Origin of the sequence: Bacillus horti, from assembly GCF_030813115.1 — a bacterium.
GTDB lineage: Bacteria > Bacillota > Bacilli > Caldalkalibacillales > JCM-10596 > Bacillus_CH > Bacillus_CH horti.
In genome coordinates, this window is the sequence record NZ_JAUSTY010000008.1 from 1 (window position 1) to 25,209 (window position 25,209).

Here is a 25,209-nt window from a genome sequence, read left to right on the forward strand (position 1 = left end):
GTCTCAAGCTATATTTGTCTGTATGTTTTAATTATACAAAAAAGCACCCTACAGGTAGACTTTTTTATGTGTCTACTCTATAGGGTACATTTTAAATTGGGCTAATACGACTTTTACTAATCTCTTATTTAAACCAAACCTAGTATTTCTAATTCAAAGCGCTTATAGAAGTCTACCATAAATTGATGGCGCTCCTCGGCTAGCCTTTTCGCTGTGTGTGTATACAGCCGATCCTTAAGCTTAACTAGCTTTACTTGAAATTCTCCCGTTGGCGTATGTCCTTCCTCACCTGGTAAAAGCTGAATCGACTGCTTAATGAGCCCAGAGTATGCGAAGGCTCGGCCTATACCAATCGCACCAATTGAATCTAGCTTATCACTATCAAATAAAATGCGCTCCTCCAGCGTTGTTGGAGGATTATTTTTGCGGAAGCGGTGAGTCAAAATAGCTTGTTGAATCGCTTTAATCTGCTCAGCTTCCTCCTTAGCATCTAGCTGGGTAAAGGCTGGCTCTGACTCAAGCCACTCAGCTGCCCACCGAGCACTAATTTCAGCGTGACATTCACCTGTCCGACGCTCCTCAGCTCGTCCAATATCGTGGAGTAAGGCGGCATAACGCAGAATTTTCATATCTGCTTGCTCCTCCTGCCCAATCCGTTCAGCTACAAGCATAACTCTTACATTATGCGCCCAGTCATGAGCGGGATCCTGCCCTGCAAAGCTTTGCTTTGTTCTAGCGACTAAGGCTGGAGAGAAATAGGCAAGCAGTTCCTCAAGACCAGATACTCCTTTAGCATGGGCAAATGAACTATCCTTATCCAAACCGTCAATAGTCTGGTCTTCCTTCACACTCAAGGCTTCATTATTGCTTATGTCCTGACTCATGATTTAACGGCTCTCCTTTCCTCCATCCTCTTACGGTCTCTTTCAATGATCGGCTTGAGATATTCACCCGTATAAGACCCCTTCACCTCACTAACAGCTTCAGGTGTCCCAGACGCTACAATCTTCCCACCCTTATCTCCACCTTCAGGACCGAGATCAATAATGTAGTCTGCTGTCTTAATCACATCTAAATTATGCTCAATAACTAAAACAGAATCACCGTTGTCTACCAAACGCTGCAGGACAACTAATAGCTTTTCTATATCAGCAATGTGTAATCCAGTTGTAGGCTCGTCTAAAATATACATCGTGCGTCCAGTGCTACGTCTATGTAGCTCTGAAGCAAGCTTGACTCTCTGTGCTTCTCCACCTGAAAGAGTAGTAGCAGGTTGTCCTAAGCGTATATAGCCTAGTCCTACATCGACTAACGTATCCATTTTACGTTTGATCTTCGGCAGGTTACGGAAAAATTCCGCCGCATCCTCTACCGTCAGATTTAGAATATCGGAAATCGTCTTTCCTTTATATTTCACTTCAAGAGTTTCTCGGTTATACCTTTTCCCCTTACATATTTCACAAGGGACATAAACATCAGGCAGGAAGTGCATCTCAATCTTAATAATCCCATCTCCACTACATGCCTCACAGCGTCCACCTTTTACATTAAAGCTAAAGCGCCCCTTCTTATACCCTCTGACCTTCGCCTCATTCGTTGAAGCAAATACGTCGCGGATGTCGTCAAAAACACCTGTGTACGTAGCTGGATTGGAGCGTGGCGTCCTACCTATTGGTGATTGATCTATATTTACAACCTTGTCTAATTGCTCCATCCCTATAATCTGTTTGTGCTGACCAGGCTTGGCCTTGGATTTATACAATTCCTTCATGAGAGATTTGAGTAAGATCTCATTAATTAATGTACTTTTTCCTGAGCCTGATACACCTGTCACACATGAGAACACACCTAAAGGAAGCTTTACACTTACGTTCTTCAGATTATTCTCCTTGGCTCCCTTGACCTCAACCCATTTTCCATTCGTCTTACGGCGTTCAGCAGGGAGTGGGATATATTTCTTACCACTAAGATATTGACCTGTTAAAGAGGATTCTTGCTGCATTAACTCCTTTGGTGTGCCTTCAGCAATAATATTACCCCCGTGCACTCCAGCTCCGGGTCCAATATCAATAATATAATCAGCAGCTAGCATCGTATCCTCATCATGCTCAACCACTATTAGCGTGTTACCTAAATTCCGCATATGCTCTAGGGTCTGAATAAGTCTGGTATTATCTCTCTGATGTAAGCCAATGGATGGTTCGTCCAGGATATATAGAACACCCATCAGCTTTGACCCTATTTGCGTAGCCAAACGGATACGCTGTGCTTCTCCACCGCTGAGTGTACCGGCTGCCCGATTGAGGGTAAGATAATCTAACCCTACGTTATTCAAAAAGCCTAATCGCTCTTCAATTTCACGCAGAATTAATTGGGCAATTTTCTTTTCCTTCTCCGTTAGGCTGATATCGGCAAAGAAGTTCTTCGCTTCACCAATGGATAGACGCGTCACGAAGTCTACATTCTTCTCATTGATTGTAACGGCTAGAATCTCCTTCTTCAATCTTGCACCCTTACAGGTCGGACAAGGCTTCTGACTCATATACGCTTCAAGCTGCTCACGAATAAAGTCGGAGGACGTTTCCTTATAGCGTCTTTCTACATGATGAACTACGCCTTCAAATACAACTTGTCCCTCTCTAATTTGATTAAACTCATTCGTATATTTAAAATACAGCTTTTCACCCTTACTGCCATAAAGGATAACATCAACCTGCTCCTTACTTAGTTTTCCGACAGGCGTATCCTGATCAATGCTAAAATGCTGACATACCGCATTTACAAGCTGTTTGTAATAGTTTGATGTACTACTATCCCAAGGAGCAATAGCTCCTTCGTTAAGAGATTTCTTTTGATCAGGAATGACTAATTCAGGATCCACCTCAAGCTTATTTCCTAATCCATCACAGGATGGACAAGCCCCAAAAGGACTGTTAAAGGAGAACATTCTAGGAGCTAGCTCATCGATGCTGAAGCCACATTCTGGACAAGCTAAATTTGAGCTAAATAGCAGCTCTCCGTCTCCCATTAAATCCACAATCACTTTTCCGTCTGAAATCTTCAAAGCTGTTTCAATCGAGTCAGCTAAGCGCGACTGAATGCCTTCCTTAACCACAATTCGGTCTACGACAACCTCAATCGTATGCTTTTTATTTTTCTCTAGTTTAATTTCCTCAGATAAATCTCGTACTTCCCCATCAACACGTACACGAACAAAGCCTTGTTTTTGGATATCCTCTAGAAGCTTAACATGCTCACCCTTACGCCCTTGAATCACTGGAGCAAGAATTTGCATCTTCGTACGCTCTGGATACTCAACAATTCGATCCACCATTTGCTCAACCGTTTGAGAGGTAATTTCAATGCCATGCTCTGGACAGTGCGGACGGCCGATTCTAGCAAATAAGAGACGTAGATAATCGTAGATTTCGGTCACTGTTCCAACGGTTGAACGTGGATTTCTACTTGTTGTTTTTTGATCAATAGAAATCGCTGGTGAAAGACCCTCAATAGAATCTACATCAGGTTTATCCATCTGCCCTAGAAACTGTCTTGCATACGCTGATAAAGACTCCACATACCTTCGTTGTCCCTCCGCATAAATCGTATCAAACGCTAGGGAGGATTTCCCTGATCCAGATAGTCCAGTTAAAACGACAAACTTATCTCTCGGAATGGTTACGTCAATGTTCTTTAAATTATGAGCTCTAGCCCCTTTTATGACGATGTTCTCTCTACTCATATCCTTCACCTTCTCGTTATCATTCTATCGCTAATCCTATGCTACATCATATTCCCTATTAAGAATTGTTCAGTCTAATCCTCAGCCTTCAGCTCAAGCACCAAATCCCTTAGCTCAGCAGCTCTTTCAAATTGAAGCTGTCTTGCCGCTTCCTTCATTTCTTTCTCCATCCGCGCTATCATCGCTTGCTTGTCCTTCTTCGACATCTTCGTTAACGGTGCAGCAGCATCGTATCCCGCTGTATCCTCCGCTACCTTAGTCGCTTCAATAACATCAAAGACAGCTTTAACAATCGTCTTAGGAGTAATTCCGTGCTGCTCATTATGGGCCATTTGCTTCTCTCTTCTTCTTGCCGTTTCATCTAAAGCAATCTGCATAGAGTTTGTAATCCTATCACCATACATAATCACATGACCATTCGAATTACGCGCTGCCCTTCCGATTGTTTGAATCAAGGAACGCTCAGACCGTAGAAATCCTTCTTTATCTGCATCTAGAATAGCCACTAAGGACACCTCAGGAATATCAAGACCTTCTCTTAGCAGGTTAATTCCAATTAACACATCAAAAACACCAAGTCGTAATTCGCGGATAATATGCAACCGCTCCAGAGTTTTAATTTCTGAATGTAAATAGCGTACCTTAATACCTATTTCCTTTAAGTAATCCGTTAAGTCCTCTGACATCTTTTTCGTCAATGTTGTTACCAATACACGTTCCTTTTTCGCTATCCGATCTTGAATCTCACCCAACAAGTCATCAATCTGTCCCTGTATCGGACGCACGTCAATTGTTGGATCTAGCAGTCCCGTTGGTCTGATAATTTGTTCAATAACCTCTGGGGCATGCTCAAGCTCGTAAGGACCTGGAGTAGCTGAGACGTATAACACATTTTTAATATGCTGCTCAAACTCTTCAAAACGAAGAGGGCGATTATCCTTAGCGGATGGTAAACGGAAGCCGTGGTCAACCAAAACCTGCTTCCTAGCCTGGTCTCCATTATACATCGCCCTAATCTGCGGAACAGATACGTGGGACTCATCAATCACAATCAGCATGTCATCCGGGAAGAAATCCATCAGTGTATACGGTGAAGCTCCAGCTTCACGAAGAGTCAAATGTCTAGAATAATTTTCAATCCCCGAACAAAAACCCATCTCCTGCATCATTTCTAAATCGTAGCGCGTCCGTTGCTCTAAGCGCTGGGCCTCTAGTAGCTTACCTTGTTCATGGAATTCAGCAAGACGTTCTTCCAATTCAGCCTCGATGTTCACCATCGCCTTCTTCATCTTTTCTTCCCGTGTCACGAAGTGGGAGGCTGGGTAAATCATCACATGATTGCGTTCACCAAGAATCTCTCCCGTAACGACCTGGATCTCCGTAATCCGATCAATTTCATCACCAAAAAACTCAACACGAATAGCCTGCTCATCTCGTGAAGCAGGAAAGATCTCTAGCACATCACCTCGAACCCTGAACGTTCCACGGTGAAAGTTGATATCATTGCGTTCATATTGAATATCAACTAATTTACGCAGGACATCATCACGACTGCGCTCCATTCCCTGTCTGATGGAAAGAACCAATTCACTATACTCCTCTGGAGAACCTAACCCATAAATACAGGAAACCGAAGCCACAATGATCACATCATTGCGTTCAAACAAAGCACTCGTCGCCGAGTGACGTAGCTTATCTATTTCATCATTAATACTTGAATCCTTTTCAATATACGTATCGGAGTGAGGGATGTACGCTTCTGGCTGATAGTAATCATAATAACTAACAAAATATTCGACCGAGTTATTCGGAAACAGCTCTTTAAACTCACTATACAGCTGTGCAGCCAGTGTTTTATTGTGAGCAATCACCAACGTTGGACGATTGACTTTAGCTATCGTTTGAGCAATCGTAAACGTTTTCCCTGTCCCTGTTGCTCCAAGTAATGTTTGATGCTTCTTTCCCTCTTCCAAGCCTTGGACAAGCTTGGCTATAGCAGATGGCTGATCCCCCTGTGGTTCATAGGGTGAAACAAGCTCAAATTTACGATCTAGCATACGATCTATTCACCTCATTTTTAAGCCTCCACCTCATTTAAAAAAGTGGATAGCGAACTTTTGCTCCCATAATAATGATTATAGCACAAAAGTCTGTGAAATAGACAACAGAAATCGAATATATGTTCTTTTTGACTGATTTAGCTTAAGCTTCCTGATCTAACTCATTATAAAATTGAATGCTTTTTTTCTTCCAATTGAAATACAAATATAGGATTTTTAAATTCTTTGTAAAAGAGTGTTTTTCACAATTATCAAACCTTGAATATTGATACTTCATTTGTGTACTACCACAGATCCTACAGATATATTCTCCTGATTCCGGAACATAATCATACACTGTAAACATTTTTTTCTTTTTTCCACGAATTTTTGTTATAAAATCAACTAAGTTGCCGATTATAGCTCCAATTCCTGATAATGTAGTAATTATAATGATAATCATAAAAATTACAAAAAACGTGTTGATAATAGAATTTTCAAAAAAAACTAGCTCAGGTGTAATATCAGCTATTATTAACCGGGCTATGAGGAACAGATAGAAACTTATAGTTATTAAATAACAAATTAATACTATTTTATCTAGAGTACTTACCAGTAAAGTTTTGTTTAGTTTTTTAGTATACCTATTAAAACTCTTTTCATGGTAGCCTTTTAATTCCTTAAATTCTCTTTTTAGTGAATCGTATATTTTTCTTCTTAGGTTATCCCTCTCTATTTTTGAAGTGTTAAATGGCTTTTGTAATTTATCCAAGTCTTCTATTCTCCGAAGTGACGAAATATCCTCAAATAGTTCATCAGATAAGAGATAACCATACTTCTCTACTAAAATTTGGATGCTATCATCAATGAGAACTTGTTTTTTAATGTTGATTTTAATTTTATTTAATAGAGGAGAATAGATTTTTTCAAGTTTATCAATGACTAAATTTTGATAACTCGTAATCTCATGATATTTATGCTTCGACAATGACAGGTATAAATTAGTCAACAAAGTAACTACAGCAATGCTTCCCCCAATAACTGCAGATAATATAATTGGTGTTCCAATAAGCTCCAAGCATTCACTCTCCCCTTTTTTCATGCTAGTTTTTTATAAATTGATTAATCTTTCCTTATAATTCCTACATTTGCTTACATTGTTTTAGACCATAGTTCCTTTCCCTTTTATATGCTTTAACTGAGCCACAATGATAAAGCTAACGATGACAAGTAAAAACCAAGAGCTAAATTTACCGAGATGAACTAGACTCCAGCCATTCTGCTGATTCGGGTATGTCCACGCCCCTAAAAAAGTAGCTATATTCTCAGCAAGCCAAATGAAGAACCCAATAAGGACGAAGGAAGCGGCAAGAGGCATACGATAACGATGACCATTTACTTCAAAGTGAACCATTGTTCTGAAAAATACAATGAATATAGCAGCCGTGAGATACCAACGGATATCAACTATAAAATGGTGAGTGAAAAAATTAAGATAAATAGCTGCTCCTAGTGGAACGGTAAAGTAGGAAGGAGGCCATTTTACAATATTTAACCTTAATCTTCTCCATGCCTGACACATGTAACTAGCCACACTAGCGTACATAAAGCCACTATATAGAGGGACTCCAAATACTTTGCTCCATCCCTCTTCTGGATAGCTCCAAGACCCCATTTGCACCTTATAGATTTCTAAAGTAAGACCAATTAGATGAAAGACTGTAATCACCTTCAGTTCATCTCTAGTCTCTAAACGTGCCCTTACCATGACAATCTGCATAAGTAAGCAGCTTAAGAGCAAGAAGTCATAGCGATGTAGAAAGGGAATATCTATAACCTTAGAAAGACCTAGCATCCCAAAAATAAACACAGGAAAAATACAAGCAAGAGCTTGCTGTACTCCAAAATGATAGATATCAGCGATCATTCTGTATAGCTTTTGTTTTATTTGCTTTTTTTGAGGCTTTGTTTGCTTTGTTTGTTTTATTTCATTCATTGGCTTCATTGTTATGGAGCTCTCATTTCTCTTAATTTAGCCATAGCCTGCGTTCGATTCGTGACCTGAAGCTTGGCAAAAATTTTGTGACAATAGCCCTTAACGGTTCCTTCACTAAGATCCAAGGAATAAGCAATTTCTTTATTTGTAAAGCCTTTATCAATAAGTGACAACACTTCCTCCTCTCTTGCTGTCAGTGGCTCTATAACATTTAGCTTATTAGAGATGCGGCTATCCGTCTCCACCATCATATGCTCCAAAAGGAATCTAGCGTAATTCAAGGACTTGTTTTCCTCTGGCGATACGTCCTTCTCTTTTTTTCGGACAACTTTGGTTAATAAGGGTGCCAATTCTTTTTCTTCATCTAAAAAAAGCCGTACATATCCCTCTGGCTCGGCTAACCTTAATGCCTGCTCTATATGATACTGAGCTTGTATCTCATCCATTTCCAAATGATAACCTATCCCTAAGAGTAAAAAAGTCTCTATCTGGCTACCAAGGCGCTCTTCGCTTTCCGTCATTTCTTTTAGGCGTTCTAGCAACTTAAAAGCTTCCTTTGTTTCTCCCACTCTTAGATAAGCTCGAACTCTAATAAATTGCTCAAATTCTTTATGTGAAGTATGAACATCATGAATAGACATCGGAGATTTTTTCAACCATCTATAAACTTCCTTGCGGTTTCCTTCTCTGATCCAGATGAGAGCTTGTAACGCCTTCAATACAGTTATCCAATGAGATAAATGGGAAGATTCCGTAAACTCACTCGTAATGTGATGTTCAAGCTCTCCTACTATTTTAAACGCTTTATTTATATGACCTTGAGCTATCTGATACCTAACGTAAGTAATATACGTAGGGACTAGAATGCCTATGTTTTGATACTTCTTCCCTAGCTCTATACCTCGTAGGACGAAATATTCTGTTTGCTCCATATCATTGAACTCATACAGCAGCTCGCTCATAATCACAGATCCATATCCCGTAATAGCTAAGCCTCTGTTCCAAAATAGCTTCCTTAGTTCAGGGTAGACCTCTTTTACTTTTGTTAGAGCACCTTTAAAGCCTAACACTCCTCTTATGGGTGTGGCTTCATATGTATTTAATTCAAGTCCTACCTCAAAAAAACGGCTCACCTTATCCTGCTTTTGTCCTGAAGAGGAAAATAATTCTATAACAGTCTGATGTTCACCTTTGACAAGACTTATATAGCCACTGATAGCATCAACCTCAGCTAAAAGCTCATTTTTAGATTGTATAGATAGGGAGGCTTCACTACTAATCTTTTCTTGTTGGAGCTGTAAAAGCGCTCCAGCTTTATCTAACTGACCTGATACAGCTAAACAACAAGCTTTAATTAGGGACAGCATTGATCTTTGATTCACCCATCCAGGAGGAAAACGCTCTAGCCAACGTAGAAGGGTGTCCATTTCCGCCTTTTTTAGCAAATAAGGAGCTTCTTGATCTATGAATGTAGCGGCTAGCTCATAATCCTGTGCTTCAAAAGCATGCTCTATGGCTTCAATAGAAAATCCGTTCTGAGCGTACCATTGGCTAGCTTGTCGGTGCAGTTCTTGAACCTCTTTTGGAAAAATTTTATATAGCTTTGATTGAAGCAAATCAGCAAAGAGATGATGGTAACGATACCAGGTCTGCTCATGATCAAGAGGGATAATAAATGCATTGTTCTTTTCTAGATGCTGGAGCATCACATGTCCATTTCCCTGTCCTGTGAGTGCATCACATAAGAAACCATTCATTCGTTTAAGCAAAGACGTTTTGACTAAAAATAACTGTACCTCATGAGGGTGCTGCTCTAGAACCTCTGCTTCTAAGTATTCACTGATATACCCCATATTCCCGCTTAAAGTAGAAATAAGAGAATTTGCCGGTTGGTAATCTCCGTTCATTGACAAAGCGGCTAATTGAGCTCCTGCCGCCCAGCCTTCTGTAGATTTCTGCAGAAGCAGCACGTTTTCCAGAGAAAGGTTAAACTCTAGAACATCATTAAAGAAATGCTGCAATTCTTTTGCTGTAAATCTTAGATCTGTCATTCCTATTTCCGTTAGCTCATTTCTAACTCGCAGCTTATGCCGAGGAAAAATAGGCTCCTGACGAGTTGAGAGCATAATATGAAGCTGCTGTGGGAGGTGTTGAAGTAAAATAGACATCCCTTGATGGACAGCAGATGACGTAATCTCGTGAAAATCATCCAACACGATAACCATCGGCTCTTTGATTTGTTCCAATTCTTCTAACAGGGTGTACATATATAATTCTGGATCACTATGGCCTGCTGATCGTAGAACAAGCAGTGTGTTTTGTCCGAAGCCTGCTTGATAGACGTTAAGCGCCGAAATAAAATATTCCCAGAACCGTACGGGATCGTTATCGTTTTTATCTAATGAAACCCAACCCGAGGGCGTGTTCGACTCTCTAATCCATTGGCTAAGCAGGGTAGACTTCCCAAAGCCAGCTGGAGCTAAAACGACCGTTAGCTTTTCTTTTGCAGCCGCCTGTAGCTTCTCATACAAAAAAGGCCTAGGTATCATTTTTGAACGTGATCCAGGTATGTGGAGTTTCGTCTTTAATATACGAGAGGAAAATAGATCCTTCTTTTCCATTCACTTCACCTTTTTACTGCCCTTGCTAGTCCTTATCTCTAGACCAAAGGGAGACGTATTTATATAGACTTATTATACTAAAACTTACCTTACTTAGCACTCTTATCTTCATACAGAAAACCCCAGCTCTATGACTGGGGTCTTAACAGAACAGCTTTTATTTAATTTGTTCGTTTATAGGCTCTTGTCCTGCCTTCAGCAAACGGTGAATAACGGTGACAGCTTCTGCTTTTGTGGTCAGGTCATAGGGAGAAAAGTGACCGTTAGAACGGCCTTGAACGATTCCAAGAGCCGATATTGTTCTTACACTTTCCTTAGCCCACTCTGGAATAGATCGAGCATCGCCATACTGTACAGCCCTAACGGGTTGCTCTTTTTCTCTGTACAATCGGTATAAAATCATAGTCATCTCTGCTCTTGTAAGATTCCCTCGTGGATGAAGACGACCTTCACGATCTCCTTGAATTAATCCATGATTGACCGCTGCGCTTAGAGCCTCTAAATCTTCTTGGCTACTGGCCTTCCTGTCCTCTGCACTTAAACCGTCTAATTTAGTATCCGCGTTAGCTGCGAAATGTTCACCCATATCTAGCTTTAATGCCTGAACTAATATTCGAACAAACTCAGCTCTACTTACAGAATCATTCGGCTGGAATATACCGTCTGGATACCCAGATAACCACCCTTGAGCATTCGCTTCTAGAATAGCTGACTCACCCCAATGTCCCCGGATATCCATCCATTTGGACGAAGCCGTATCTCCTGTATCTCTAAACACAACAAGATGATACGTCTTTGCTGTGCCTTGCTCTGCTTGTATTGTAATTTCCCATTCATTTTTGCCTACCTCTATAGGAAGGGTCTGAGGGAAATCAAGAAACTCGTCTCCTATTTTTATCCTCGCCTTCTGATTTTCAGTCTCAAGCTGTAGGGTTAATGTCGCTGCTGAGGTATAGGCCGTGTAATGAAACGTATTAGGGTCAAATCTTGGGCTAAGAGCAAGCTTCTGAGTACCTGCAACTAGTCGCAGCTCCTTCAGCATAGTATTCGCTGAGTTTGGTGCGGGCTTTGGTGTATTAGGTGTAACGGTATCCCCGTTAATAGGAGCTTCTGGGCCACTTGGAGGCAAATTAGGTTTTTTGACCTCCACGACGTGGACTAAACGCTTCTGCTCTTCGGCATCAAAGCCTCTCGAATCGGAAGCCTTGTAGACTAATTCATAGGTTCCTACTGTTGTTGTATCTACTTTCCCGGTCACATTGACCAGAGCGGTAAGATCACCATCATAATAGCTTTCAGCCGTATAACCAGGCTCAGCATATTCCTCATTTTGAGAAATTGTTATCTCACTTTCCCCCTGTAACGAGATCGTTACAGCTGGCTCTACTGTAACCCAACGCGTCACCGAATCAGCTTCATATCCAGCTCCGTTTGTATACGTGTAATGAACGGGATATACTCCCGGTATTGTAGTCTCGACTAGATTGTTAACAGTTGGCTCTCCCGTCTCCCCATACACAGAGCTTTCTACTATGGCTCCTGCATCAACATACTCTGCTCCTTGAATGTGCGGAACGTGGGTCTCACCCTGTAATTGAATGATAGGCTTTTGATTACTATGGATAATAGTAAGTGTCTCTGCCTCACTTTCAAGACCGGCAGGGTTTCGAGAAACGATCTGTAAGGAGTTTAATGAGTTTTGCAGTAAGGGCACCTCGATACTAAACTCTCCGGTTGCACTCACTTGCTCCTGACTGCTAGTAAGACCTCCAGTAATCCTTACCTCCGTTCTAGCTTCCGCTGTTCCTGAAACCACCATACTATTCGTGTTGACAATTTGAGGACCTGTAGTCACTAATGGTTTTTGAGGAGTCTGTTTATAAATATTGGTAATCTGAATCGTCTCTACTGCTTCGTTTCCATAGTGACCAGCATCCTTTGCATACACCGTATACCAGCCATTCTCTTCAACAGTGAAGCTACGCCCAAACGTAATATCAGTGCCTATGCTCTGAAAGTCACCGATCTCTAGCTGCCCCTCAGCCCACTTTACACTTTCTATCCTACTCCTATCCGTAACAGCCACATTGATTTCCACATCCCCTGCAGTTGGTTGCGCTGACTGGGGATTGAGTGCAATGACTGGTGGCTCTGTATCTAAAAGCATATATGTCTTAAATAGAAAATCGTATCCTGCATGAATGGAGCTTTCTCCGTCTGCGTAGCTATTAAACTGGTGATAGACCCATGAAAACCTACCTGTTAATGGACTTAATTCAATTCGATACACGTTCCCCTCAATCAGCTGAGGCCTCTCCGTAAAATAAATATCTGGGTAATTGCTGTAAAAGTCCTGTAATCTAGGTATGGGGAAAACCTGCCTTCCAATTTCTTCTCCATCAGGATGAGAGAGGATACGAGCCAAGCCCTCCTCAGCCCAATCCGCGAGAGAATTGTTTCGAATCATTATTTCGACTCTGTCCAACTCCCCCGTATATCCTGCTCGAAACGTTTGGTAGGCTGGATTTTCTAATCCAAGGATGAATGGAGCATTGGTCCCTCCATCAGTTTGCCCTTGATCGAGTACCACTTCAGCAAAGACCATATTAGGCTGGAAGGATAAAAGACTAGTAAAAAGTAATAGAAAACATACACTTATCTTCAAAAGTATGTGCATGCTCTTCCTGATTCTTATCCACAGATGTTTGTGCCGCTTTCTCCGATGACTCTTACTTCTTATTTCCTCATGTGATGACTGTATCACCTTGTTCTCTCTCAACGTTTTCCAACCCCTTAATTGAATACTCATTCTTCCTTACAAAAATAACCTCTATCTATTATAGAGAGTACATCCGCTTAAAAATAGTAACTAGAGATATAACTTTAGTTATTGGTAGAATTTGTTATATGGCTAAGTCTTAGTAAAGCCTTAGCCTTCCAAATCCTATTGACCTTTAAGCTTTTAGCTTCTAATTAGTATAAAAAGAGCCCTCTTCCTAGAGAGAGCCTTTACGTCATAAAGCTAGGGCTGTATACCATCCATCCCTATTCATCTTATCTTTTATTTGCGGATGAAAAACGCAGGTAAATTTTGAAATAGCTTATGTATATCACAAGAATAAACAAAGCATAGACGGAAACAGAGATAAGCATATTCCTAGGTTCTGTTAATAGCTGGTCGCCTAAAACAGCAAATAGAAACATAGCAGGGACCTTTCCTAGGGAGGAAGCCAAAGCATACGGCCAGAATCCAACCTTGCTTGCCGCACAATACGCATTCACCACAATAGAAGGAATAAAAGGAATCATACGTGTAGCTAAAATAAACAAAAAGGCGTTCCGCTCAAATAAAGCTGTCATTCGATCAATAACCTTGACCTTCTTTAAAATACGCTGACCCCAATCGAAGAATAACCATCTGAGCAGTAAAAACATAATAATAGACGCTGCGGCTGAGCCAACCCATGTATAAACAGCTCCAAGCTCTGGACCAAACGTTAAACCTAATGCTCCTCCAATAATAGGGTAAGGAATCACAGGAAACAATGCTAGAATTGTAGCAGCCCCCATAATCCATAAGGCATGTACATCCTTGGCCTGGTCGAGCCAGAGTAAAATTTCATCACGAAAAAGCACGATGCTCGCAGCCACCGCGCCAGTAATAATAATAGAAATGAGCCGTTTCCAAAAGACGAGCTTTGAAGGTGTAGCTAGCTCTACTACGGTTTCTTTTGATTCTAGCTCTTTTTTATCAGCAATTCCTAAATCTTTATTATCTGTTTCAAAAAATTCTTTATCCGTTTCTATCTGTTTTTTATCCTTGGACACGATTATCTGCCACCTATCCTAGTTCGTTCTCAATCTAATTCTTAAACTTTAGATTCTCAAATTTGAATGATTAAAGTTATTATGCACTTCCATTATATATGAAGAATCGATATTGTTCACGGCAGAATAACATTACAGTGCGAATTCCCCCCACTTCATGCTCTTTCAACCTTTTTGATATTTCAGCAATTAAAGTATTATAATGACTATAGAGAGTATGAATCTTATTTAGAAGTAAACTGTATTAAGACATAACGTTTGACCATATACTAAAAAAGAGCCTCTGCTGCTGTAACAGCAAAGACTCTAGGACACAAAGGCTGTGGAACACCACGGCGTGCACTAATTAATCTTCAATGCAAAAACCCACCGTTTAGGCGTGCAACCCTAGGAGGTGGGTTTTTGCTTTTTTCTACGAAACTTACGCTTCAACCAACGAAAAAGCTTCCGAAACCCAAGCACAAGGCTTAGTACGGCTGCTAACCACCGGAGTACGTCCAGCAACGCCACAAGTACGGCCAAAAAGCTATGCTTGTGGAAGAGTAACAGGTAAAATACCGCTAACCTGTTCCAAGCCAAATAGAGCACGTACAGCCATTTGTAAGGCTGGAGTTGAAAATTCATACGTTGCTACATAGGTTGAAATACTAGAGAGGTAAGCTAGGTCATAGGGACTTCTCATAGCTATGACCACAACAGGTAACTCTGTTTCTGCTAATTTATTGATCAGTTCCTGCTGCTCTTTACTTTGCGCTGCTGACAAACTCCCAATGATGATCGTATCAAGCTCCTTATTCTTATGCAGTTGCTGTACCATTTCTAGGACCCTACTTATCTCTCCTTGATCTGGAGGATTTATAAACTCATTCACCATAGCTGATGGCAAAATCTCTTGTACAACTTGCCCTAATGCATAGCTGGAATATCGCTTATCCTCCACCTGCATAAGATAGGAATTTTGAGGATACAGAACGAGCACTCGGTGCTCCTTATCCATAGACAACGGAAGAATAGGTTGATTGTTATCGAGCGATCCTATTTCTCTATTCGATTTTGTATCTATAATAGTAATCCCCTGCCGATAGATATCCTTAGCAAGCTGAAGATGCTCTTCACAGCCAACAACAGCAGGAACATGCTGAGTAACGTTACCCACGTCCAGCTCTGTCCAGGATAGGTACTTACCTTTTAACCGTTGAACTCTATCATACGCTTCATGAATTCTAGCTTCCTCTAGCTCTCCTTGCTCTACAGCAGCTAATATAGCTTGAAGAGCATCCTGCTGCAGGGAATGCGTATGGGAAATCATGATTAAATCTACCCCAGCTTTTAAGGCTTCAACGGCTCCCTGAGCTGTACCAATTGTGTGAGCGATAGCATTCATCTCTAAGCAATCTGTGGTAACTACACCGTTAAATTGCAATTCTTCCCTTAGCAGACCGGTCATTACACTTCTTGAAAGAGTTGCTGGTACCCCTTTTCTTTTTTCAAGTGCTGGAAAATAAATATGGGAGGACATCACCACATCAGCTCCAGCCTCAATTCCTTTTTGGAAGGGGAGTAGCTCTATCTGACGAAGTCTTGTCATATCATGCTCAATGACAGGGAGGTCTAAATGCGAATCAACAGATGTATCTCCATGCCCTGGAAAATGCTTTAGCGTGCTCATTACCCCTGCCTGTTGCAAGCCTTGCAGCCAAGCCTGACTAAACTCTGCTACCTGCTGCGCATCCTCTCCAAATGATCGCACACCAATTACAGGGTTTTCTGCGTTGTTATTCACGTCTACCGTGGGAGCAAGATTCCAATTAATGCCTACTGCTTTCAGCTCTTTTCCTGTTGCTTGCCCTACAGCGAATGCGTTCTCCGTTTTCTGAGTTGCTCCTAGCAGCATAGCCCCTGGAAAAACAGTGGTTCCTTCCCCCATTCGCCTTACTACACCATTTTCCTGATCTGTACAAATGAGCAAAGGGAGCTTGTGATTTGATTCCTTAGCCTCCTTCTGCAAAGCCGTCGTCAATGAAAGGACTTCCTCTGGAGTTCCCACATTGCGTCCAAACAGAATAATTCCGCCTACATGCTGCTCTCGAATGAGACTCAAAATTTCTTTTGAAGGAGCAGTACCTGCAAATCCGAACACCATTAACTGACCAATTTTCTGTCTTAGCGTTACGTTAGCACTCATAGACATTTCTCCTTTTTCACTATAATAATCCGACTTTATTTACAAAAAGATACCTAATAGTGAAAGCTACCTAACAATCATTATCTACAAGACAATTAGCTATAAAGAAGGTAGGGCTTCATTTGGGCTTTAAACCCCTCGAGTTCTTGCTCGCAAGCTTCAAGGAAGACCTCTGTTGATTGATTAAGAATAAACTCCTTCACCCTCCGATCTCCTGCTAGAAGGTCAATGAAGGAATTGTCACCCTGAACAGGAGAGTTAAATTCAAATTCCTTCGGGTAGATCTCAGCTATGACTTCAAGCAATGTAAGGCCTGCACGTAAGGAGTGGAGGTTTTTTCGATCGGTAATATGAAGCTGTACTCCTTCGCAATGCTGATCAACATGCTTTTGATAAGTGGGCACAAAAGATATAGGACGAGCAATAAGTCCAGGTATCTGCTTCTTATTCACGACTTTTGCCAGCTTATGTCCATCTATAAACGGGGCACCAATATATTCAAAAGGACGTGTTGTTCCTCTTCCCTCAGAAAGATTCGTTCCCTCTACTAAGCATGTTCCAGCATACAAAATACTCATATCTATCCCTGTCGAATTGGGTGATGGAGGAACCCAGCATAACCCCGTTTGATCAAAATACATCTCTCTCCTCCAGCCCACCATTGGAACTACAGTAAGGTCACACGCTATACCATACTCATGCTTAAAGATTAAAGCCAGCTCCCCAATTGTTAGACCATGTCGATTAGGTAAAGGATATAGTCCTACAAACGAAGAGCATTCCTTTTTAAGTAAATTACCTTCTACAGCTTCTCCTCCTATAGGGTTCGGGCGATCAAACACAACAAAAGGAATACCCTGTTCTGCGCAAGCCTCCATCACATAAGCCATCGTATATATGTATGTATAATATCTTGAACCGATGTCCTGTAAATCAAAGAATAGTACATCTATTTCGGCAAGCATTTTTTTAGAGGGCTTTTTCGTTTCACCGTATAGACTATACACTGGAATTCCTGTCTGTACATCAACACTTGATTCAATCTGCTCCCCCTCTTTTACGTCACCTCTTATACCATGCTCAGGTCCATACAAAGCTTTAAGCTGAATATGATTATGCTGATGAAAAAGATCAATCGTAGGGACTAGCTCTCGATTAACTCCCGTCATATTTGTAACAAGTCCTGCCCTTTTTCCATAGTAAGTCTTTATCCCTTGTTCAAAAAAGTGATCCACACCAAGCTTCATTTTCATTCCCCCTGACTTTTAATAGCTAAAAGCCCTTGGCCCCATGTGACGATCGACCACAGCTTCGTATTCTTTGCAGAAGCCGTCACGCAGTGCCTCCATGCATGACAGTCATCATGGACCATTTTTGACTACTCTCATTTGCCCATTTACACCATTTTTTGTTGTTTTTATAATATTATAAACTTTTAGAAATTTTATTTCAATGTTTTATTCTTTTTTTTAAAACTTACTTTTACTTTAGCAAGGGGAAAGCTCCTAGAACGGTTATCCAGGGATTTTTCTTCGAAATCCCCTTCTAAGGTGCAATTTTGTCCGTTAGAATAATAAAGTCCAATCATACACTTCTAAGATGCAATTTTGTCCTTAGAAACACTGGACTGGACGGAGCCGTACCTCTACAGTGACTTCTCGTATTGATAAAACGTATCGCAAACTCCAAACTGCCATTTTTCATAGAAAGAGACAAGCTCTGTCCAATCAATCACCATATGCTGAGCTCCTCTGGACTGTAAGAAATGAATGCCCGCTTGCACGATAGCTAGACCGTAGCCTTTTTTCCTATAAGCTTTATCAATTCCTAATGGTCCGATTCCTCCCTGTTCGCCCTTATATCTTTCAGACCAGTAAACGTTTTGGGCGATAATAGGTGATTTAGCGTCATTAATACGACAGAAGCCAACGATTTGATCCTCTTCTTCCATAATCACAAACTCCCTACCCGTACCACCATGGTCAAAATATTTATGAGCCTCATATTCCCATCTACCAGGAAAGCAGCGCTTAAAGAAGGCGAGTAGCTCCTCCTTCTCTGATCTCTGAAGTAATCGTAGCTTCACCTTTTCTATTTGAGGTAGAGGAATAAGTCCCTGATCCGTCTGATCCATATTTCTATATAGATCATGCACTTGATTCTTAGACGAATAACCTCTTTGCTCAAACCAACTAGTAGCATCACCTAATTGCTTAGGGATTCCGGGAAAGTAATGCCAAGGATCTCGGCCGATGAATACCTGTTTAATTTGTTTCTCATAAGCCTTAAACGCATTTTCTGCTTTTTCTAACAAGCTAGTTCCGATCCCCTGATTTCTAAAGCTACTGTCTACCAAAAGCATCTGAATCCAGCCCACGTGCTCACCTAAATTCACACCGTTAACCTTCTCTTGCCAAAGCTTTGATACAATAAACCCTTTCACCGTATTCGTATGTTCTTCTAGGCACACCCATGATCCTGAGTTGAAGACATTCTGATCTAAAAAGCTATTCTGCTCCAATAATGCTTTTGATAAGGGAAAATCCTTCCCAAGCTCCCGATTCCACAGGTCTAATATTTGATCCAGATATTTATACGTTAAAGGTAAAAATGTCATTCCCTATCACCTCCATGCGATTGTATTAGTTCTTCTGTTTCTTCCCGATAATTCCTCCCTCTAATCTCCTCACCATTTATTAATTTTTGATAAAATTTACTCTTAAATGAAGGGTAGACGTTTCGATTGTTGAATAGTATTGGAGAAGAAGCCATTTTGATTAAATAGAAGGAGCTTTTATGAAGGAAAAAACATTATGATTTGAAAAAGGGCTATACCCTTACATACTAACTATAGGACTTGAGGTGCTACAGATGACACAACCTTTTCATGAGCAAAAAAACAACCAAGTAAGCGAGCAAACAAATGAGCAATCGAGTAACAAAACGAATGAGCAAATGAACAGGCAATTCGGTGAAGGGGAGCAGCAAACCCTGATTATTGCCCATCGCGGCTCTAAGGGAACACATCCTGAAAATACGATGGTGGCGTTTCTTGAAGCACTAGAAGTTGGAGCAGAAGGTATTGAGCTTGATGTGCATTTATCAAAAGACGGGATTCCTGTGGTCATTCATGACGAAACCCTAGAACGAACGACAAACGGTAAGGGGTGGGTGAAGGATTACACGGTGGAGGAGCTCAAATGCTTTGAGGCTAGTGCTGAATTTGGAGCAGAGCACAAAGAGGCTACAATCCCCACATTAGAAGAAACATTAGAATGGTTGGCTTCCACACAGCTTTTACTGAATATTGAATTAAAAAATGGGCTGCTTCCTTATCCAACAATGGAGGAAAAAATAGTAGAGCTTGTGAATAAATATAGCTTAGAGGAGCGTATCATCTTCTCTTCTTTTAACCATTATAGCCTTGTGAAGCTTCATCAGCTACAGCCAGAAATCGAAACAGCTATTTTATTTATGGAAGGTCTTTATGAGCCCTGGAATTATGCAAAATCAATTGGGGCAAAAGGCTTGCACTGCTACTTACCTGTCGCTCAGCCTCTCCTATTGCAACGGGCTAGAGAAGAAGGGACACCAGTACGTCCATTTACCGTTAATGAGGAAGCACATATCCGTGCCCTGATTCAGGGAGGTAGCTCTGCCATTATTACTGATTTTCCAGAAAAAGCACTTCAAATTAGGAGGAGTTTAGCGTGACCGGAGAAGGAGCTAGTCGATTTTCTTATGGCAAGATTTTAGTTATTGGTAGTGGGTTCTTTGCTTTAATGCTTGTCTGGACCGTGTACAACACGTACATGCCCCTTATCCTTGGTGAGTTTATTTCAAGTAGTGCAATCCGTGGAGCCATTATGGGCTTAGACAATTTATTAGCTATTTTACTTATTCCTGTGATTGGGGCTTGGTCTGACCGTGTGCAGACTCGCCTCGGTCAGCGCCTCCCTTTCATTATTGTGGGGATGCCCTTAGCTGCTTTGTTTTTTATTCTCCTTCCTTTTGGCACAGCGGCTCTGTGGATTCTTTTAGCCCTTGATGTGGTGTTTCTTTTAGCGATGACCTTATATCGTGCGCCTGTCATTGCTTTAATGCCTGATCACACACCACCAGAAAAGCGTTCAAGTGCCAACGGTGTCATCAATCTTATGGGGGGAATTGGAGCGATCATTGCTCTATTTGGATTAGCCCAGCTTTTTGATGTGAACCAAAGCTTGCCCTTTATCATTGCTGGTGGCCTTATGCTATTAGCTTTTATCCTGCTTTTCTTCACCGTCGACCGCAATCCCCCTTATGCTGCTCAAACGGCTAAGGATAACGATGAAGTGATGGCTGTGCAATCAGCTAGAGAGGGCTTCAAGCAAATTCTACAACCGGAGCACCGAGGAAAGCTCCTCATTCTTATTGCTATCTTTATTTATTTTATTGGGTACACGGGAGTGGAAGCACAATTTAGTATTTATGCTACAGAGCATTTAGGAGCGTCAGGCAGCGAGGCTGGTTTAACGTTAGGATTTTTCAGCTTAGCATTCGTGCTGTTTGCCTTACCTGCTGGACTGATTGGAAACAAGCTAGGAAAAACAGGAACGATGATGATCGGCTTGCTGACTGCTCCTGTTCTGTTTCTGCTGATTCCTTTTTTCGAATCGTTACTAGTTATTAAAATTCTGTTATTCATCGTTGGGCTTGCTTGGGCATTGGTCAACGTTCAAGCGTATCCTCTTGTAGCTGACTTGGGGGGATTAACGAAAATCGGATTATTTACAGGACTCTATTATTTATTTTCTATGGCCTCCGCTATCGTGGCTCCAGCGCTACTCGGTCTGTTTATGGATGTACTAGGCTATCCGTCCTTATTTATCGCAGCTGCTATTACTTTTGTTATTGCTTACTTCTTTTTACGGGAGGGACAGCGTCGATTACAAAGCCAAGAATAAAAGGACTAGATTGATTAAATTAAAAATGTACTTTGTAAGTACATAAAGTTAAGTTCATTAAAACGTTATCTTGATGAACCCACCGTAGGTGTCTAACCTATTAACGGTGGGGTTTATTTTTCTATCAAAATCGCCGAGAGGACACCCTTTCTTCAAGTTCTGCAGGAACTAAGAGGGGTGAATCGGCGGCGTCATCGAACTTTTCTCCAGATGATTCCATCTTACCATTACATATGCTACAATGATTTTAGAACATATGTTTGTTTTATTGAGGGGGTGAAGACAATGCCTGAACCAAATTACCGAACATACCAGGTTTGGATCAAACCGGGTCATCGTCTGTATGCGTATGCGAGGCAGATGAGTCAGGACGCCAAGAATTTGTACAATGCGACCAACTTTATCATTCGCCAAGTGTATACGGCGCTTCAGCAGAACAAGCCTCTTCAACCGCTGCAGCAGGAAGTCATGGACCTGCTTATGTCAAACATTACCCGTATGAATGAACGTCAATTGGAAGCTTATCAATCTAGGATTCAGAAGCAGCTTGTCAAACCCCATTCTCAGCGCAAGGAATCACAATGTCACTTGTTTACGCTGCCATCGAAGACGTCGCCTTTTCTGAGTTATCCTTTTCTGGATTGCTTGTTCAAGGTGATGGAACAAGCCGATTACCGGGCGCTCCCTGCGCAGTGCAGTCAATGGGTGATGAAGCGGGTTTTTGCCAGCTGGCAGTCATTCTTTGCCAGTATCAAGAATTACCGGGCGAATCCTGAGAAATACACCGGAAGGCCTCGCATTCCCGGTTATATGAGAGCTGACGCAAGAGAAGTCATTCTCACCAATCAGGATTGCGAGATCAAGGACCGCAAATTTCTTAAGCTGCCAAAGACGAAACAGCGGCTCAACATCGGCAAGCTTGGATACGCAGATGGAGATTTGAAACAGGTGCGCATCGTTCCGAAATACGGGCAATACGTTGTGGAACTGGTCTTCGCTTGCCCTTCGGAAGCGAGGGATGTTGTGAAAGAGAATGTACTGGCTGTGGATCTGGGCATTGATCAGCTTGCAACTATGGTCACCAATACAGGTCATCGACCTGTATGCGTGAAGGGCAGGAGGGTCAAAGCCATCAACCAGTACTACAACAAGCTGAAGACGCATTATACCAGGATTCTGCGTCAAGGCAAGCAGCCAAACGAAGGAGCGCATACGTCCAGGCGATTAGTGCAACTGCATCTAAAGCGTCACCGAAGGATCAAGGATGTGTTTCACAAGACGAGCCGCCGGATTGTCGAGTTTGCTGCCGAGCAGAAGGTTGCGACCATCGTCATCGGATACAACAAGGGATGGAAGACTGCATCCGGCATGGGACGGCAAAACAATCAGTCGTTCTGCCACATTCCGCATCAGATGCTCGTTTCGATGATCCGCTACAAAGCGGAGGCAGTCGGCATCGAAGTGATCCTTACCGAAGAAGCTTACACCTCCAAAGCCAGTTTTCTGGATCGCGACCCATTGCCCAGGGTTGAAGAAGGCAACGATAGAAGGTTCTCAGGCAGTCGAATTTATCGTGGCTTGTATCGAAGCCGATGGGGCCTGATCCATGCCGATGTAAATGCGGCAGCAAATATTATGCGCAAAGTATTCCCAGACGCATCCGCCAATGGGATAGCGGGGTTGGGCGGTAACCAGTCCGTCAATGTGTCAACTCCACTGATGTTAAGCATCCTGTAAGTAGTAGGGATGATACTTCAGAAACCCCCACTTCAACTGAAGCGTCAGCGAGGTAAGTGGTGGGAGTATTCATAACTTTGATAAAATGGGGATCGTAATAGAGACTAAGAGTTCCGGCTTTGGTTGTAGTATTTTTGTTGTTATCAAAGGGCATTCTTTTTTTAGCTAAAAAATTTTTTAATGTAAATGAACTTTTTGATATAGTCGGGACTCTTATAAGGGAGCGAGGTGAAAGCATGAATGTTCGATTGGTGAAAAAAGCGAAAAAGGGAGATAAAGAAGCGTTACTGCAATTAGTAATGGCTGAAAAGGATACGTATTATAGACTGGGTTTGACCTATATGGAGAATCCACATGATGCAATGGATGCCATGGAGGATATGATTGTAAAGCTATATGAAAAGATTGATCAGCTAAAGAAGGAAGAAGCTTTTTATAGCTGGAGTAAAACCATCTTAGTGAATAGCTGTAAAGCACTGCTTCGCAAGCGAAAGAAGCTGGTTCTTATAGATGATTGGAATGAAGCTATGGTAAAAAAGCCCGTTCATGCTTTGACTAGTGACCCTTATCCTAATCGTGAACAGCAGATCGATATAAATGAGCTATTAGAACATGTAAATGAGCATCAAAAAGAGGCCATCCAACTAAAATATTTCCACGATCTCGATACCCAGACGATAGCTGACATAACAAACGTTTCGGTGGGCACAGTGAAATCAAGGATTTTTCAAGGCTTGAAAAAGCTTAGAAAGCACTCTGGAGGTGATGTAGATGAATAAACTGGAACAACATTTGGCTGAGGAAAAAAAGCGTAGGGATTCTATTAAAGCACCCGAAGAATTGGAAGGAAGATTAAGAAATGCGTTGTTAAACCAAGCCCCTGCAAAGAAAAGAAATCGATTTGGGCTTGTTCAAAAGCTAGCGGTCGTTGCCTTGCTTTTCATCATCGTCACTGTAAGCTATCACTACAACGCTTTCGCCTTTTATGGCAAGCAATTATTAGGTTTTGATGAGCTCCTAACAAGTACTCTTAAGCAGTTAAATGAGGAAGGCATGGGACAACCTATAGAGAAGCAAATGTTACTCGAGGACGATACGGTTCTGACGATAAACCGCGTGATGACAGACGCTAATCAATTAATTTTATACTACACATTAGCTAATCCTAACGGGATAGATGAATTTGCCGAGAATCATTTTAGGCCGTCTAGAATCACTGGTTTCCTAACTAATTCACAGATAGAAAGCGGTACTTCCTTAATGAACGAGGAGCAAACAGAGCTCATCGGGACGATGTTTTTTGAGCCTGTTAACCCTTTCGCCAAAACCTTAACGTTGCACTTTTGGCAAAATGAGCAGATGGATGCCGGTGAGATTTCTTTTCCTTACGCACCCAACAAGGCCTTGCAAACTCAGCTGAAGCAGTCCATAAACAAGAAGCTAAACGTTGACAAAGGCTCTATTACCTTCAAATCCATTATAGCTACACCTACAGTAACGGTGGTTAACGGTACATTAAGTGTGGATAACTTTAATCGGGTTCCCTACGCATTAGGTGGAGTTGAGCTAAGAGCGAATGGAGTACCTATAGAATCGATTGGGAGTGGCAGTCAATCCAGACCACTAGGAGGATTTAAGATTGATATTCGCTTTGATACGTTACCGAAACAGCTTGATTCACTTGAGTTGGTTCTGAAGGAATTTGCTGGATATCAGCCACTAGAAGAAAAAATTCCACTTACTTCCCTAGGTGAGCAGTCGATTGAGATTGCTGGAAAAGAGCTATGGGTAAAACAAGTATCAACAACCTCACAAGGAGTAGAAATAACGATTGCTACAGATGAAGATGTGCTACTTGATGGTGTTGCTATTGAAACAAAAGATGGATTAGTACCTATTCAAACAACAGTAAATCAAGTCTACATGGAGGATGGAAATGGGCGAGAGTTGAAGGAACGCACCTTAGTATTTGAAACAACGGATGAGCCAAGCTATCTTTTTATAGAAGGCATGCATTATATGAAATCTTATAATCGAGTGATTCATATTCCAGTTACTAGGTAATGTTGGCATGAGAACATTAATGAGATTATTCATTGCTTAACCGGCTACCAT

The 25,209-nt window shown here is 41.6% G+C and carries 16 protein-coding genes; 5 read left to right on the forward strand and 11 right to left on the reverse strand.

The window, feature by feature from the left end:
- Nucleotides 1-128: 128 nt before the first annotated feature.
- The 11 genes from J2S11_RS10655 to J2S11_RS10705 form a co-directional block, all read right to left on the reverse strand.
- Complete coding sequence (locus J2S11_RS10655; protein WP_307394372.1) at nucleotides 129-884, reverse strand: HD domain-containing protein; 756 nt, start codon at nucleotides 882-884, stop codon at nucleotides 129-131.
- On the reverse strand, nucleotides 881-3,742 hold the full coding sequence (gene uvrA, locus J2S11_RS10660; protein WP_307394374.1) for an excinuclease ABC subunit UvrA: 2,862 nt from the start codon (nucleotides 3,740-3,742) through the stop codon (nucleotides 881-883). The genes J2S11_RS10655 and uvrA overlap by 4 nt, the downstream gene beginning before the upstream one ends.
- A gap of 74 nt (nucleotides 3,743-3,816) precedes the next feature.
- Nucleotides 3,817-5,799, reverse strand: a complete 1,983-nt coding sequence (uvrB, locus tag J2S11_RS10665) for an excinuclease ABC subunit UvrB (RefSeq protein ID WP_307394375.1) — start codon at nucleotides 5,797-5,799, stop codon at nucleotides 3,817-3,819.
- Between the two features lie 145 nt (nucleotides 5,800-5,944).
- The gene (locus J2S11_RS10670; protein ID WP_307394376.1) at nucleotides 5,945-6,859 is read right to left on the reverse strand and encodes a hypothetical protein; all 915 of its coding nucleotides are present in this window, start codon (nucleotides 6,857-6,859) and stop codon (nucleotides 5,945-5,947) included.
- A gap of 84 nt (nucleotides 6,860-6,943) precedes the next feature.
- A complete protein-coding gene (locus J2S11_RS10675; RefSeq protein ID WP_307394699.1) occupies nucleotides 6,944-7,708 on the reverse strand; it encodes a DUF817 domain-containing protein in 765 nt (254 codons plus the stop codon).
- A gap of 80 nt (nucleotides 7,709-7,788) precedes the next feature.
- Nucleotides 7,789-10,398: a winged helix-turn-helix domain-containing protein gene (locus J2S11_RS10680; RefSeq protein ID WP_307394378.1), complete on the reverse strand. Its 2,610-nt coding sequence runs from the start codon at nucleotides 10,396-10,398 to the stop codon at nucleotides 7,789-7,791.
- A 157-nt stretch (nucleotides 10,399-10,555) separates the two neighbouring features.
- Nucleotides 10,556-13,063, reverse strand: a complete 2,508-nt coding sequence (locus J2S11_RS10685; protein ID WP_307394380.1) for an S-layer homology domain-containing protein — start codon at nucleotides 13,061-13,063, stop codon at nucleotides 10,556-10,558.
- Nucleotides 13,064-13,452: 389 nt separating this feature from the next.
- The gene (locus J2S11_RS10690; RefSeq protein WP_307394381.1) at nucleotides 13,453-14,226 is read right to left on the reverse strand and encodes a TVP38/TMEM64 family protein; all 774 of its coding nucleotides are present in this window, start codon (nucleotides 14,224-14,226) and stop codon (nucleotides 13,453-13,455) included.
- A gap of 526 nt (nucleotides 14,227-14,752) precedes the next feature.
- Nucleotides 14,753-16,411: a beta-N-acetylhexosaminidase gene (gene nagZ / locus J2S11_RS10695; RefSeq protein ID WP_307394383.1), complete on the reverse strand. Its 1,659-nt coding sequence runs from the start codon at nucleotides 16,409-16,411 to the stop codon at nucleotides 14,753-14,755.
- Nucleotides 16,412-16,506: 95 nt separating this feature from the next.
- Complete coding sequence (locus J2S11_RS10700; protein ID WP_307394384.1) at nucleotides 16,507-17,658, reverse strand: exo-beta-N-acetylmuramidase NamZ family protein; 1,152 nt, start codon at nucleotides 17,656-17,658, stop codon at nucleotides 16,507-16,509.
- Between the two features lie 398 nt (nucleotides 17,659-18,056).
- Nucleotides 18,057-19,028: a GNAT family N-acetyltransferase gene (locus J2S11_RS10705; protein ID WP_307394385.1), complete on the reverse strand. Its 972-nt coding sequence runs from the start codon at nucleotides 19,026-19,028 to the stop codon at nucleotides 18,057-18,059.
- A 254-nt stretch (nucleotides 19,029-19,282) separates the two neighbouring features.
- Between J2S11_RS10705 and J2S11_RS10710 the strand changes: the two genes are divergently transcribed.
- The 5 genes from J2S11_RS10710 to J2S11_RS10730 all read left to right on the forward strand — a co-directional run bounded on the left by J2S11_RS10710 (nucleotide 19,283) and on the right by J2S11_RS10730 (nucleotide 25,158).
- Entirely contained in the window at nucleotides 19,283-20,125 is an 843-nt protein-coding gene (locus J2S11_RS10710; RefSeq protein WP_307394387.1) for a glycerophosphodiester phosphodiesterase, read from the forward strand.
- A complete protein-coding gene (locus J2S11_RS10715) occupies nucleotides 20,122-21,357 on the forward strand; it encodes an MFS transporter (protein WP_307394389.1) in 1,236 nt (411 codons plus the stop codon). The genes J2S11_RS10710 and J2S11_RS10715 overlap by 4 nt, the downstream gene beginning before the upstream one ends.
- Nucleotides 21,358-21,642: 285 nt before the next feature.
- Nucleotides 21,643-23,094 (forward strand): RNA-guided endonuclease InsQ/TnpB family protein, encoded by a 1,452-nt coding sequence (locus tag J2S11_RS10720; RefSeq protein ID WP_307394391.1) that lies wholly within the window; start codon nucleotides 21,643-21,645, stop codon nucleotides 23,092-23,094.
- Nucleotides 23,095-23,330: 236 nt separating this feature from the next.
- Nucleotides 23,331-23,873: a sigma-70 family RNA polymerase sigma factor gene (locus J2S11_RS10725; RefSeq protein WP_307394393.1), complete on the forward strand. Its 543-nt coding sequence runs from the start codon at nucleotides 23,331-23,333 to the stop codon at nucleotides 23,871-23,873.
- A complete protein-coding gene (locus tag J2S11_RS10730; RefSeq protein WP_307394395.1) occupies nucleotides 23,866-25,158 on the forward strand; it encodes a DUF4179 domain-containing protein in 1,293 nt (430 codons plus the stop codon). The genes J2S11_RS10725 and J2S11_RS10730 overlap by 8 nt, the downstream gene beginning before the upstream one ends.
- The last annotated feature ends 51 nt before the right edge of the window (nucleotides 25,159-25,209 follow it).